The sequence below is a fragment of the Labilibaculum manganireducens genome, assembly GCF_963665805.2.
In the GTDB taxonomy this organism is placed as follows: domain Bacteria; phylum Bacteroidota; class Bacteroidia; order Bacteroidales; family Marinifilaceae; genus Labilibaculum; species Labilibaculum manganireducens.
Map to the genome: position 1 here is coordinate 2,950,932 of NZ_CAXXEE010000003.1, position 15,270 is coordinate 2,966,201.

The 15,270-nt window shown below is 35.4% G+C and carries 11 protein-coding genes; 7 read left to right on the forward strand and 4 right to left on the reverse strand.

The annotated features are described in order from the left end of the window. Positions 1 to 80 precede the first annotated feature (80 nt). Together ACHZAX_RS11485 and ACHZAX_RS11490 are read right to left on the reverse strand one after the other, a co-directional pair. Positions 81 to 1,271, reverse strand: coding sequence for a glycoside hydrolase family 130 protein (locus tag ACHZAX_RS11485; RefSeq protein WP_320019217.1), 1,191 nt, complete (start codon positions 1,269 to 1,271; stop codon positions 81 to 83). Positions 1,272 to 1,280: 9 nt separating this feature from the next. Continuing rightward, the gene (locus ACHZAX_RS11490; RefSeq protein WP_320019218.1) at positions 1,281 to 2,378 is read right to left on the reverse strand and encodes a glycoside hydrolase family 26 protein; all 1,098 of its coding nucleotides are present in this window, start codon (positions 2,376 to 2,378) and stop codon (positions 1,281 to 1,283) included. Positions 2,379 to 2,749: 371 nt separating this feature from the next. Between ACHZAX_RS11490 and ACHZAX_RS11495 the strand changes: the two genes are divergently transcribed. Beyond that, positions 2,750 to 3,628, forward strand: coding sequence for a helix-turn-helix domain-containing protein (locus ACHZAX_RS11495; RefSeq protein WP_101307867.1), 879 nt, complete (start codon positions 2,750 to 2,752; stop codon positions 3,626 to 3,628). Positions 3,629 to 3,738: 110 nt separating this feature from the next. On the opposite strand, the gene ACHZAX_RS11500 is transcribed toward ACHZAX_RS11495, so the two are convergent. Beyond that, positions 3,739 to 4,860: a DEAD/DEAH box helicase gene (locus ACHZAX_RS11500; protein ID WP_320019219.1), complete on the reverse strand. Its 1,122-nt coding sequence runs from the start codon at positions 4,858 to 4,860 to the stop codon at positions 3,739 to 3,741. Between the two features lie 188 nt (positions 4,861 to 5,048). Next, positions 5,049 to 5,525 (reverse strand): hypothetical protein, encoded by a 477-nt coding sequence (locus ACHZAX_RS11505; protein WP_124992824.1) that lies wholly within the window; start codon positions 5,523 to 5,525, stop codon positions 5,049 to 5,051. A gap of 585 nt (positions 5,526 to 6,110) precedes the next feature. Between ACHZAX_RS11505 and ACHZAX_RS11510 the strand changes: the two genes are divergently transcribed. The 6 genes from ACHZAX_RS11510 to asnB all read left to right on the forward strand — a co-directional run bounded on the left by ACHZAX_RS11510 (position 6,111) and on the right by asnB (position 14,752). Next, positions 6,111 to 6,902: a DUF4382 domain-containing protein gene (locus ACHZAX_RS11510; RefSeq protein ID WP_320019220.1), complete on the forward strand. Its 792-nt coding sequence runs from the start codon at positions 6,111 to 6,113 to the stop codon at positions 6,900 to 6,902. A 142-nt stretch (positions 6,903 to 7,044) separates the two neighbouring features. Beyond that, the gene (locus ACHZAX_RS11515; RefSeq protein WP_101307872.1) at positions 7,045 to 7,428 is read left to right on the forward strand and encodes a hypothetical protein; all 384 of its coding nucleotides are present in this window, start codon (positions 7,045 to 7,047) and stop codon (positions 7,426 to 7,428) included. Positions 7,429 to 7,745: 317 nt separating this feature from the next. Further along, complete coding sequence (locus tag ACHZAX_RS11520) at positions 7,746 to 8,480, forward strand: peroxiredoxin (protein WP_101307873.1); 735 nt, start codon at positions 7,746 to 7,748, stop codon at positions 8,478 to 8,480. A 172-nt stretch (positions 8,481 to 8,652) separates the two neighbouring features. Then, on the forward strand, positions 8,653 to 10,842 hold the full coding sequence (locus tag ACHZAX_RS11525) for a hybrid sensor histidine kinase/response regulator (RefSeq protein ID WP_320019221.1): 2,190 nt from the start codon (positions 8,653 to 8,655) through the stop codon (positions 10,840 to 10,842). Between the two features lie 531 nt (positions 10,843 to 11,373). Continuing rightward, positions 11,374 to 12,810 (forward strand): redoxin domain-containing protein, encoded by a 1,437-nt coding sequence (locus tag ACHZAX_RS11530; RefSeq protein WP_320019222.1) that lies wholly within the window; start codon positions 11,374 to 11,376, stop codon positions 12,808 to 12,810. Between the two features lie 268 nt (positions 12,811 to 13,078). Continuing rightward, positions 13,079 to 14,752, forward strand: a complete 1,674-nt coding sequence (gene asnB / locus ACHZAX_RS11535) for an asparagine synthase B (protein ID WP_320019223.1) — start codon at positions 13,079 to 13,081, stop codon at positions 14,750 to 14,752. Positions 14,753 to 15,270 lie beyond the last annotated feature (518 nt).

Genomic DNA, 15,270 nt, shown 5'->3' on the forward strand with positions numbered 1-15,270 from the left:
AAGTGATGAAACAGCGCATTATTTTGTCTTTAAACATTAGTAGGCCGGCATGGAATATAGCCTTTGGGCAGATTACCTTATCATTTTAACATATTTGTGAAATTTAGATTTTTATCAATCAATTCATTAATTGTATTTACAGATTGATGTGAGTGAAATTTATCTTGCGGTGAATTAATGCAATAGTCAACTAATTGATCAATAGTTGAGGTTGCCACATGCATACGCGTATCCGAAGAAGCATAATAGATTTTTACACTGCCATCTTCATCAGCAATCCATCCATTCGAAAAAACTACATTCGAAACATCACCTACACGCTCAGATTGCAAGGGAGCAATAAAATGACCATGCGGTTTGTGAGTAATCACCCATGGCTTTTCCAGATCCGTCATGAACATGTATAAGGTATATCTTAATCCTGCCGCAGTATTCCGAACTCCGTGTGCCAGATGCAACCACCCATCTTTTGTTCTTATTGGTGCCGGGCCTAATCCGTTTTTCACTTCGTAAATGGTGTGATAGGTTTTGGCATCTACAATGATTTCATTTTTCACTTCTGCATCTTCAATTGTTTCTGACAAACCAAAACCAATTCCCCCGCCTTTACCTGTATCAATAAAACCATCCTGCGGACGGGTAAAAAATGCATACTTTCCCTCAATTAAGTGAGGAAATAACACAACATTGCGCTGCTGTCCTGAAGTTGATTTTAAATCAGCCAAACGTTCCCAACTCACTAAATCTTTTGTTCTGGCAATACCAGCCGAAGCTACTGCGCTTGAAGTGTCACCATCCGGTGCGTTTGGATCTTTTCTTTCAGTACAAAACACGCCATAAATCCATCCATCATCATGTTGAGTCAAACGCATATCGTAAACATTTGTATCCTCATCTTCAGTTTGAGGCATGCTTATTGGGCGATCCCAAAATTTAAAATTATCCACTCCATTTGGACTTTCAGCAATTGCGAAAAACGACTTTCTATCGTTTCCTTCAACACGAACCACAAGAAGGTATTTACCTTCAATTTTCACAGCACCCGCATTAAATGCTGCATTAAACCCGATACGCTCCATAAAAAACGGATTGGTATCAGGATTAAAATCAAACCGCCACTGCAATGGCAAATGATCTCTTGTTACAATAGGGTTTGCATACCGATTGTATATGCCATTGGTACTAAACAGTTTTTCATTCCTTCTTCCCAACAATTCTTCATGTTTTTCACGAATCAATTTTATTCGTTCTGCAAACAACTCTTTATTCATACCAAAAGTTTAATTATTTATTTTTTTCAGTTTATTAAAATCGTTCAGTAAAAGCATTTCAGGTTGATCTAAAAAGTTCCTGGCATCAGTGGCTGACGAATGATTTTCGTATGAAAAAAAGAAATGAACCTTTGGGTCATTCCTCCAAACCATTACATAACTTAATTCTTTGCTGATTAATGAATCACCAAGCACTTTGCCCAGTTTTTTAGTAAACCACAAAGAATCCGTCACATTCTCCAAGCCTGTTTCTGTAAGCGCTGCCAATTTGTGCTTCTCTTTTGCATAAGCAATTAGCAAGTGTAATTTTTTAACAGCCTCTTTTTCGCCATCCTGTATTTTTAAATCGTAATAATTGTCCATTCCGATAATATCAACAATATCATCACCAGGATACCATGTAAGGTATTCGTCCAATGTTGTAAAATTTCGATCGGGAGAGTAAGCAACCAACATTTGAGTCAGTCCTTTCTTGTTTTTTAAATAGTTTATGGTGAACCTAAATAACTCCTTAACTTCTTTTGCAGTACAGTTTTTTGTTCCCCACCAAAACCAAGTGCCATCCATTTCGTGCCACGGACGAAAAATAAAAGGCATTGCGATTCCATCATCTGTTTTCAAGGATTTGAAGAAATCAGCAACTCTATCCAATTGAATCAAAAACTCCTTGTGATGTGATCCATTTGGTAACATATGCTTCACGACATCGTTTTCGGTATTCCATGAACTTTCTCCATTAACAACCGAAAAAGGATGCCAGCTAAACGTATTGATTCCACCCATTAAATACCCTTTTATTGCCAATCGCTTCATGTCCGAAAAAGGAACACTATCCAAATTGTGCGTGCGTTGAAGTTCTATACCACCTAATTCCCAGCCGAACATGGCTGGATAATCTCCGGCAACCCGTTTCACATCCGACTCTCCATCCACATAACTCCAATTCTTTCCATATGCCAAATCATCCTGATGTCCGAAAAGAATTCCTTTTCCTTTCACAGATTTCAATTGTTCTGCAATTGAATTGGTGATTTTCTCAACTGGTTTTTGGGAGCAAGCCATCAACACAGACAGACCTAAAACAGCTGTTATTTTCGGTATTATCATTACATTATTATTTTTAAATACTCTTTTTAATGGCAACTTTCTCATCTGTACAAAATCCTCTAAATAATTACATTTCAAAATTATATCGTTTGCATACTTCAGCCAAGTATTTTTCAATCGTAAGATGATACTTTATTATCATTTCTGATAAAAATGATGCACAACACCAAAAAATGAACAAAAACCACTCTTATTCAACCGAATAACAAAACAAATAAATGATACAAAACCCGAAAATACAGCTAAAACACTCAATATATTTACCAAAACTTAACTCTATAATCCAAATATTCATCTTAAATAGTACAATTCAATCACTATTTATTGTACTATCACATCATTTTAAGTAGTTTTGCATAAAATAACAAGCTATGAAAGACCATATTCACAGAGAAATTACCCCTCTGCAAGAGAACGATTGTTTCCTAATATTTGATAGAGAAAGAAATGCTTTTAACTTTCCAATTCACTTCCATCCTGAATTCGAAATTAACTACATACATAAAGCTAAAGGAGGAAAAAGAATCATTGGAGATCACATTGGGGAAATCCAAAACAAAGAATTAGTTATGGTTGGTCCTAATCTTTATCATGGATGGGAAAATTACAAAAACGACAGTAAAGAACTTCTGCACGAAATAACAATACAATTCCCCAGAGAATTATTTGATGATAACACTCTGAATAGAAATATGCTTAAACCCATACGGGAATTGCTCAACAATGCCAACAGAGGTATTTTGTTCTCAGAGGATACGACAAGAATGGTAGAACCAAAACTGATTGCTCTTAGCCAGAAAAGAGGTTTCGACAGTTATTTAGCATTTCAGTCCTTATTATATGATCTGGCCATTTCCAGAGAACAACATTTGCTTACGAATATGTCATTCCACCGCCAAAATGATTTTCACAATAGTGAAAGAATTGAACGGATCTACAAATACATACAAGACAATTTCCAGCAAAAAATTAAGCTTGAGGATGCGGCTGCACTAGTAAACATGTCAGTAATATCATTTAGTCGCTTGATAAAGCAACGGACAGGGAAATCCTTTGTTGAATTTGTTATCGAAATTCGTTTGGGAATAGCTACCCGGCTATTAATTGAAACCAACAAGAGCATCGCGGAAATTTGTTTCGATTGCGGTTTCAACAACATTTCCAACTTCAATCGAATATTCAAGAAAAAACAAGACTGTACTCCATCTGAATTTAGAATGAACTTTAACGGGACTAAAAATGTGTATTAAAATAGCAGTAGTTAAGGTTTACTGCAATTTTATGACTGTGAAATAATCTTATAAAAAAAGAGATCCTGCTGGCAGGATCTCTTCGATATATTTTTATGAACAATAGATATTTATTTTCTAGGTCTGATTTGATTGAAAGCAATGTTTAACGTTTTTTGGAAATAACGAAGGTTTTTAAGCTCCTTATTATTCACCAATGCCAGAGAAACACCTTCTTTACCTGCGCGGGCAGTTCGTCCGCTTCTGTGTGTGTAGTACTCTTCTTTATCGGGCAATTCATAATGTACCACAAACGAAAGATCGACAATATCGATACCCCGGGCTGCAATATCTGTTGCCACCAAAATTCGCAGGCTTTCGTTTTTAAAAGCACGCATTACCTTATCACGTTCTATTTGCTTTAAATCGCCGTGAATGGCATCAGTTGGAATGTTTTTTGCAATTAACTGCTTGGCCAAAACCTGTGCCGAAGCCTTGGTTTTGCAAAACACCACTCCCCTGTTTGATTGTTCCGATTTTAAGAACTGAATTAGTATGTTCAATTTTTCATTGTCTTCGCAGATCAGGAACTGATGCTGAATGTTTTTGTTCACCACATTTCGCCCACTCACCTCAATTTTATGCGCACCTGGAGAAAAATGTCTTTTAATTATCTGCATAATTTCCTGAGGCATGGTAGCCGAAAACAACCATCGGTTTTCTACTCGCGACAGATGAGTTAAAATCTCATCCAACTGGGTTTTAAAACCCATGCTCATCATTTCATCGGCCTCATCCAAAATTACCGTCTTTACATGGCTCAAATCAACCGCTTTTCTCTTCACCAAGTCAATTAACCGACCTGGAGTCGCAACTATAATATGAGTTGGCCGACGCAAAGCACTAATTTGTCGGTCAATTTGTTCTCCTCCATAAACCGATTCAGTAAAAATCTTATCGGTGTACTTGGTAAACTTGAACAATTGCTTGGCAATTTGCTGTCCCAATTCACGGGTCGGACAAAGAATCAAACCTTGCACCTTGTCTGATTTGGTATTGATTCTGTGCAGCAAAGGGATTCCGAAGGCTGCTGTTTTACCTGTACCAGTTTGAGCCTGACCAATTAAATCGGTGTTAGCCTGAAGAAGTACCGATATCACTTCTGCTTGTATTTGAGTAGGCTTAATAATATTAAGATCGTTTAATCCCTTAATAATATCTTTATTTACACCTAATTCCTTAAAGTTTTCCACAACAAATAATTTAAATAGTCCGCAAAGATAGCTTAATCAATTCAGAATTAAGAATGATGGCTAAAAATACTGGGACACAAAGAATATGAAGAGTGGCATTAAGGTCACAAAATTATTTTTGCGTTTAATTACCAGTTAAAATAAACCTCATCCCCTGCACTCATCATAGAATACAAGATTGATTCATCTTAGAATAACTCCCTGTCTTCTTCATTTTCTATTTGCATGGCATGTACCAATGTCCACTTAAACGGGAAGGACTTACTCAGGGTGTACAATGCCATGATCCATGGTAAAAACCAAATCAAATTTTCAGTTAGAGAATAGGCCAGCATTGCTACAATTCCTGTTAAAGCTCCAAATAACATTTTAAAAGAAAATGCTTTTCTGAAATATTTTAGTTTTTCTTCCAAAGTCTCAAATAAGCCCACATATTCCAATTTCTTTTTATACATCATTTCCGAAATAATAATCTCTACAATAATCAAAGAAATTCCCAATATGTTCTTCCATATAGATATATTCAAACTTTTATGAATACTTAAAATTGAATATTCTCCACTAATAGCCACAACTCCCAAAGCAAGTTCAACAATAAGAACAATAAAAAATGCTGAAACCAATCCAAATCTTGTCCACTGAACCAATTGTTGTAAATTCTTCATAATAATAAATTGAGCAATTAATAATAGATTTAATCTTTAGTAGGAGGATGGCAATCTTAATGAATAATCGCTTCACTTAGAACCATACTGATTAAAAAAACAAGTTTTTTTAAACTTTTTTAACACACAAACGATTACAACTCATTGGTAAGAATCAACAGAGGAATTCAAATTACCCCGAAACAAATGGATTTAAAAAATATCCAGTTTGCAGCTGGATGCTTCGTGTTTCTGAAAAAGCAAAAGCCGTAATGAACTTAATTCCCATTGTAAATACAGAAAACAACAAAATGGGATGTTTTCTTTTAATTGGATGTACACAATATCAAATGATTTTGGAAACTCTCCTACTATTACTATTAACTGAGGAATTGAGGAATATATGTAGAATAATTCCACGTAATTTGTCAATATTTAAAATATCGTATCTATTTTAGTTTTCATCATCTCACTGATAACATACCCCTTACTGTGTTAAGGCTACATCTGGCATACTTATTGGCTTTCATAAAATGTTCGAATAAAACAAAATCTATTTTCACCGTTTTATCCGAACACCTTTATTTAATTAAAATTTAAAACACAATGAGATTTTTAAAACCATTCAGTACAATTGCACTTGCCGCGCTTGCATTTATCTTCATTCAATGCTCCAGCGATAATGTAAAACTAACCACTCCTGTTAAAATTCGATTAACAGATGCTCCCGCACAATACGATAAGGTTAATATTGATATTCAGGCTATTCAATTTCATTCATCAAACGATGAAAACACAGAAGATGGATGGCAGGAAATGGAGTTGCTAAACGCAGGTGTATATGATCTTTTACAATTTAATAATGGTTTGGACACGCTTTTGGTTGATCAGGAAATGCCAAGTGGTTCTGTTTCGCAAATGCGCTTGATTCTTGGCACAAATAACTCGGTAGTTATTGATGGTGTTCCTTATGATTTAGATACTCCATCAGCTCAGACTTCCGGTTTGAAATTTCAGATTCACGATGATTTCTTAGCAGGAATTGAATACAAATTATGGATAGATTTTGATGCAGCCCGTTCTATTGTTGCAACTGGGAATGGCAAATACAAACTAAAACCTGTAATCAGAACTTTTAACGAAGCAACAAGCGGCGCCATCTCTGGAACTATATCTCCAGCTGAAGCACTTCCAACCATTCATGCAATAATCGGTTTGGACACCATCTCGACCATTGCCGAAGAAAACGGAAGCTTCCTTATTAAAGGACTGCAAGAAGGCACATACAAGATTGATTTAATGCCTGTTGATGGATTCGCTGAAAAAGAAATTGAAGATATTGCAGTAAGCAATGGTGCAGTTACCGATGCTGGAATCATAGAAATTTCAGCTAATTAAAAATAAACACTACTACTACAATTAAAAGTTGCTCTTTTTAGGGCAACTTTTTTTTATTTATAAAAACCCTACAGCCAATGTTCCTTCCTTATTTTTGCTCAACTAAATTGATCTTCCTATATTTAATTGAAAAGAAATAGGAATGAAATTCAAATACAAAATATCTCCGGACTTAAAACTGATCAATGAATACTATTACGGTTATTTCAAATGGAATGATCTAATTCGTCATACATTATGCACTCGTGAAGATTCTTTATTTGATGAAACCTACAATGTGATTGCCGATTTTACACAAGCAAAAGTCATACTGAATATCAAAGATTTGGATGACTATATTGAGGAATATCAAAAGTACAGTTTAATAGCAAATAAATGCGCCATTATTGTAAGCGAATCGTATGACACCTCAATGGCGATGCTGTTCGAAATTCAAGTCCGAATTCAAAATGCGAAAGTTTTTCATTCCCATGAGGAAGCATACGAGTGGCTTGAAATAGATCCTGTTCTAATCGTAAAAGAATAACCCACCCTGTTTAAACTTATTCAAACTGATTTAAAATTACCTCTCCATCAGTCATTTAACTTGACATCCGCCATTCAATGAGTTAACTTTAATTCTACAGCTGGGGATGAATGAAAATTTGTCCAAGCACCTAAGATTCCCTCCTGAGGAATCGGAAGTATTGGCTTATCTCCCATACCTAACTTAGTTCGTTAATTTATAGTATGGATTGGTAAGATATTTTTTTTTGGAACAAATCTTCAGCTTGTAATGCAAGTTGCAGGTCTTCCAATTTCAGTGCAATATCAAAAAAACAGTCACCCTTTAAATCTTGAATCATGGAAGAAAAGAATGAAAGAAGTGTAATTTCAATGCCACGTATCGGTGATAAAGCTCCCGAATTTAGAGCAGTTAGTACACAGGGGAATATCCATTTCCCAAATGACTACAGTGGCTCGTGGGTCATCCTGTTTAGCCATCCTGCCGACTTCACTCCTGTATGTACTTCAGAATTCATGACTTTTGCAAACATGGAAAGTCAATTTCAAGAAGCAAATTGTGAGTTAGTAGGCTTGTCAATCGATGGTTTGTACAGCCATATTGCCTGGCTGAGAACAATTAAGGAGAAAATTGAATACAAAGGGATGAAAAACATAGAAGTCAAGTTTCCTTTAATTGAAGACATTACCATGGAAGTGGCAAATAAATACGGCATGATTCAACCTGGCGAGGACAGTACAAAAGCTGTTCGTGCTGTATTTTTCATCGACCCACATGGAATTATCCGTACAATTATTTACTATCCTTTAAGCTTAGGACGAAATTTTGATGAAATCTATCGTGTAGTTATTGCACTGCAAACCGCCGACAAATTTTCAGTTGCAACCCCGGCAGATTGGCGCCCGGGCGATGAAGTGATTGTTCCTCCTGCCGGATCTTGCGGCATTGCTAAAGACCGAATGGAAAATACTGATGAAAATGTGCACTGCTACGATTGGTTCTTCTGCACAAAAAAAATTGAAGAGGAAGAAATTCTGAATGCTATTCTAAAAAAAGAAGAGCATACCCATTAAATAAAAAACGATGACTGCACAAGTATTTTTCTTCTGCAGTCATAACTTTTATTGACACATAAGAATATCTAAATTTGGAGCTTCAAATTAATATGAATTATTTCAGAACAAAAACCGCTTTAATATATATATTTAAATATCTTAAGGTTAAAATATATTTAGAGAAGTTAAGATGAAGAATGATTTGCATCACGAAATAATTAAATCATTACCCTACCCGTATTATGTAATCGAAGTGGGTACGTATAGAGTAATAGACTCAAATGATCCAAATTTTATTGTGAATCAAAATTGCAGCAATCTTATTTTCTCCAATCCAAATAATTACACCACAAAAAACCATTGCAAATGTTTTGTGAATATGGTTTTGGAGAAAAAAAAATCCATAAGAACAAAACTCAATAATGTCAGAATTAAGGGCGAAACCAAGAGTGTTTGGGTTCATACCAGTCCAATTTTCAATTCCAATCAAGAAATTACTCATGTGATTGAATATTTTATTGATATAACCGAACAGAAAATTTTACATGATAAAGTTGAGACCAAAACACGTGATCTTGAAGCCGCCATCTCTGATCTTTCAAAGCTTAACTCCGAATTAAGCGAGACAACGAACAAGTACAAAGCCTTATTTGAAAACTCCCCGGAGTCTCTTTGGGAGGAGGATTTCACAATTTTAATATTAACTATAGAGGATCTTAAAGCTAAAGGAGTAACTGATTTCAAAAATTATTTTGATGAGCACCAAGAATTATTAATTGAATTAGCTCAGCAGGTTATTATTGTTGATGTTAACCAAGCAACAGTGAATTTATACAAAGCTAAATCAAAAGAAGATCTGATAGGAAATTTAGCACTGACATTTCTACCGGAATCCCTTACCGTTTTTAAAGAGGAATTATTGGCTATTATCAATGGTGAAAACTCATTTGAAAAAGAGGCGAAAGTAAAAACCCTTGAAGGAGAAGTTGTTGAGGTGATCATTAAACTTTTCTACACCAAACATAATGACAAATTTATTGCATATGTTTCAACAACAGATATAACATCGCGTAAGAAAACAGATCATGCGCTAAAACAAAAAAATGAAGAGTTCTTAAGATTAAATGCAGAACTTGAGAGTACAAATAAAGAATATGAGCTGCTAAATCTAGAATATAAAACAATTAATTCTGAGATTCTTAAAACCAATATAGAGCTTGAAAAAGCGAAAGAAAAAGCCATAGAAAGCGATCATCTAAAATCAGCTTTTTTAGCAAATATGAGTCATGAAATACGAACTCCAATGAATACAATTATTGGTTTCTCGGATTTATTAGGTCAACCAAGTCTTACTCTTGAAAGAAGACAGAAATTTTTAAAATTGGTTCAGTCGAGCAGTGAACACTTACTTCGAATTATTGATGATATTATTGATGTTTCAAAACTTGAATCGAACCAACTAAAAGTGAATAAGAAATCGTGTCTTTTGAACGAATTGCTTTATGAAATTAAGGAGTCTCAAAGCATGATTAAGATTGTGAAAAATAAAAATGATGTTACACTTCAATTAAACATCCCCCCAAACACTGAAAATCTAAATATAACCTGTGATCCTACACGATTTAGACAAATTGTTTACAATCTGGTTTCCAATGCTTTTAAATACACTGAAAAAGGCTTTGTGGAAATTGGTTATTCGATATCGCATGTTGATTCGATGGTTCATTTATATGTGAAGGATACAGGTTTCGGTATTCAAGCAGAAATGTTTCAGATGATTTTTGAGCGGTTCAGGCAAATTGAGAATCAAAATTTACAAGAAGGAACAGGTATTGGCCTTAGTATTGTAAAAGGTTTAGTGCATCTTTTAGGAGGAGAAATCTGGATTGAATCGAAGGTTAACGAAGGCAGTACATTTCATTTTACAATACCAATATCAGAACAAAACAAACCTGTCATCGAAAAAAAAGTGACTCCTCAGATCACAAATAGTATAAACCTTTCAGAATGTCTTGTTTACATTGCTGAAGATGATATTTCATCTTTTCTTTTACTTGAAGAGTTGCTGCAGGCTACAGAGGTTAAATTAATACATGCTGTGAATGGTGAAGAATTAATAAATCTTATTACTTCACACACACCCGATTTGATACTTCTTGATATTAATATGCCGGTAATGAATGGTTTTGAGGCAATGAACAAAATCAGAAAAACTCATCCATCCATTCCTGTTATTGCCCAAACAGCATATGCTATGGCTGAAGAAAGAGAAAAATGTATTGCTGCTGGTTGTACTGATTATATTTCCAAACCAATTAACGCAACTCTGCTATTGGAAAAAATAAGAAAATATCTGACCTGCCACAGTAATCATCAATAGTATTGATTCATAAAAAAGCATCCAAGCTATAATTCTATGGATCAATATTTGTGTTCATCCATATTCAATACGAATGCACCCAATAAAGAGCAAGACAAATAAGTAATATATATGCAGGCAATTCATGCAAAGCTAATTTCATATGTTTGCAACTGTATGTTTTTGCCATATAGCCTGTCCCGAACTTGTTTCGGGAGAACTTACCATGCTGAAATAATCATCCCCCTGTGTGTATAAAGCTTTATACATGGACGTTTCATATGATTATAACTGTATGTTTTTGCCATAGCCTGTCCCGAACTTGTTTCGGGAGAACTTACCATGCTTGGAATAATCATCCCTCTGTGTGTCAAAAAATGTTTTGGCATGGACGTTTCATATGATTATAATTCTAAGAATTTGCCATATAGAACTTGCCATGAACCAATAATCACCCCCCTGTGTTTAGAATGATTTAAACATGGTCGTTTCATTTTAAAAAAAGTTTTGTAATTTTCGCTTCCAATTATGCTTATCAACATTATAATGAAAATGAAGAAAAATTTTATTACTATTTTATGTGTGGGTATTTGCCTGCTATCCTCTGTTACAAGCAAAGCACAAAAATACAATATTGACGTTAACCTAATTGGCTGTACTGATAGTACTGCTTATTTAGCACACTATTTTGACGGCAGAATATTTGCTGATGATACTACGCAATTAGTTAATTGCAAAGGCTTATTTAGCAAAGCGAAACAATTGGATGAAGGCATTTATGTCATCTATCTTCCCTCCCAAAAGTATTTCGATCTGTTAATTGGTAAAGATCAGGAATTTGCCATATCAGCAGATCCGGTTAGTTTTATAGAAACGATTAAAATTACCGGTGCCAAAGAGAGTGAAGCATTTCACTCCTTTCAAAAATTCATGAAAGCCCAAAACGAGAATTCCAAAAAAATTCAGGAAGCATACAAGGCAAACAAGGACAATGAGAAAGAAAAAGAGAAATATCAGGAAGCTTATAAACAAGCAGATGAAGATGTACGTGCATACATTCAAAAACTGAATCAGGATTACCCCAACGGAAGCTTTGTTTCCAAATTTGCACAGTTGACTTTATCACCAAAAGTTCCCGATTTCTCAAAGGAAATTCCTGAATCTACTCCAGACAGAGATCAGGAGATCAAAAAAAAATCATACTTGTACAATAAAGATCATTACTTCGATTACGTAGATTTCACTGACAACCGTTTTTTAAGAACACCAATTCTTAAAAATAAACTGGAGTTTTTTTATGAGAAAATTTTGGTTCAAAGTCCGGATACAATTGTAAAAGAAGCCACTGCCATTATTGAAAAATCGCGATCTGATCAGGAATTCTTCCAATATCTGGTACAATACTCTCTCAACTACGCAGTTAAAAGCAAGATTATGGGAATGGATGCGGCTTTCGTTAGTCTGGCAAAAAAATACTATTTAAGCGGAGAAGCCAATTGGGCCGATTCAACTTTACTTGCCAATATTCGCGAGCGGGTAATAAAGCTTCAATACAATTTAATTGGAATGAAAGCCCAGGATCTTAAAATGGAAACGCCCGAAGGAGAGTTTGTTCGTTTGCACGAAGTAGAAGCTCCGTTCACCATTTTATATTTTTGGGAACCCGAATGTGGTCATTGTAAAACATCAACTCCAAAATTAAAGACTGATATTTTAGATAAGTACAAACAAATGGGTGTAAAGGTGTTTGCAGTCTGCACTCAAAACGAAAAAGAAGAATGGGAAAATTTTATTGCTGATAAAAACTTATTTGATTTTATCAATTGTTACGATCCCCACTATCAGACCAATTTCAGAATTTATTATGATGTTTTTAGCACTCCAACCATATACCTGCTTGACAAGGATAAAAAAATTATAGCCAAACGGCTGGATATTGATACTCTTAAAACCTTTCTCGATCACGAACTTGAAAATAAAACAAATTAAGCATGAGGGCACTTCAAAAGGTGTCCTTTTTTGTTATTACCATGTTAATTTCCTCCTTCACCCCCGATAATAATCACGCCATTCAATAAACAGCCTTTATTTTCGAATCGTTCGAAAAAATAATCTTTTCTACCTATACACAAAAGATATAGAGCTTAAAACATAGTAGAAACTAAATTGAAAATCGTATTTTTGACAACTAATACCAAGATTAAACAGCTTAACCATATTTTTACAGGCTGATAAAATAACTATTAAACAATTTTTTATGTGTGGATTTGTTGGAGTTTTTGATTTGAAGATGGATGCTCAAGAGCTGCGCCCTCAAATTTTAGAAATGTCAAAAAAGATTCGTCATAGAGGTCCGGATTGGTCTGGAATATTTTGTGATGAAAAAGCGATTATGTCTCATGAGAGACTATCGATAGTAGATCCTCAATCGGGAGGACAACCACTTTACAGCAAAGACGGTAATCTGGCTTTGGCTGTTAATGGTGAAATTTATAATCATCTGGAAATTCGAAATCAGATGAAAGACTCTTACGAGTTCCTGACAAAATCAGATTGTGAAGTAATTCTTGCCCTATATCAACAAAAAGGCATCGATTTCATCGATGATTTAAATGGTATTTTTGCATTTGCCTTATACGACAAAAAGAACAATTGCTACCTTATTGGACGGGATCATATGGGAATAATTCCATTGTATCAGGGATGGGACAAGTATGGTAACTACTACGTGGCATCGGAACTAAAAGCATTAGAAGGGTATTGCAATAAAATTGAAGAATTTCTTCCTGGAAAATTTTTATACAGCAAAGACGGCGTTGTTAAAGATTGGTATCAGCGTGACTGGAAAGATTACGAAAATGTAAAAGACAACAAAACAGATATGGCTGCCCTGCGCAAAGGATTAGAAGATGCTGTTCATCGTCAGTTGATGTCTGATGTACCTTATGGGGTATTACTTTCAGGAGGTTTGGATTCATCTGTAATTTCGGCTATTGCGAAAAAATATTCCGGTAAGCGTGTTGAATCAGGTGATCAGAAGGATGCCTGGTATCCACAATTGCACTCATTTGCAATTGGATTGGTAGGTTCACCTGATTTGGCAGCCTCTCGTTTAGTAGCTGATCATATCGATACAATTCACCATGAAGTAACTTTTACTGTTCAGGAAGGATTGGATGCTATCCGTGATGTGATCTATCATCTGGAAACTTACGATGTAACTACGGTTCGTGCTTCTACCCCAATGTATTTAATGTCTAGAGTGATTAAATCGATGGGAATTAAGATGGTGCTTTCCGGCGAAGGTGCGGACGAAATGTTCGGTGGCTATTTGTATTTCCATAAGGCTCCAAATGCGGAAGAATTTCACAAAGAATGCATCCGAAAATTAGATAAACTTCACCTTTACGATTGTTTACGTTCGAATAAATCGATGTGTTCATGGGGTGTTGAAAGCCGTGTGCCGTTTCTGGACAAAGAATTCCTTGATATTGCAATGAGAATTAACCCGGAGGATAAAATGGCTAAAGATGGAAAAATGGAAAAATGGGTGCTGCGTAAAGCATTCGAAGACTATTTGCCTGAAAGTGTAGCCTGGAGACAAAAAGAACAATTCTCTGATGGTGTGGGTTACAGTTGGATTGATACTTTGAAAGAAGTTGCAGAGAAAAAGGTTTCTGATGAACAATTGGCCAATGCCAAATTTCGTTTTTCTGTGAATCCTCCAATGTCGAAAGAAGAATATTACTACAGAACAATATTTGCAGAACATTTCCCTTCGGATACTGCTGCAGCATGTGTACCATCTGTACCATCTATTGCCTGCAGTACTCCTGAAGCTTTAGCCTGGGATGCATCGTTCCGTAACAATGCCGATCCTTCGGGAAGAGCAATTAACGCCGTTCACAACGACGCATACAAAATGAAATAAATATTGTATCAGATAATTAAATGAGGTTGTTCCAAAAGGACAGCCTCTTTTTTATGCCTCAAAACCTGTCAATTGAGTATCGAAGCATCATAATCATGGGTCAAGACTCCTTAAGCATGCATTGAAGCATCAAAATCAAAGATCAAGACTTCAATATCAAGCATCGAGACAGCTCAATCGAGTATCGAAGCACCTCAGTCGAGTATCGAGACACAGTTTGCATTAAAAAAACCACGGCTCAGCGTGCCTCGATACTCGATTGATGCCAAAAATACCACACCTCATCGTGGTTCAAACCACCCTTTTGGTCAAAAAAGACACGGTACACCGTGGTTCGAAGCTCGATTGAACCTAAAAGTTTTGGCTTCGGGGTCAAAAAATTATTGTTAGTAACAAGAAGAAAATCACCGTTACCCGAAGCATCACCAAGCTTCTTCCAGTAAGAACTTATTGTTTTACTATTGATCTGCTTTCCATTCATAATGGTCTGCATTGTCCTTATTAGTCTGCCTTACAAA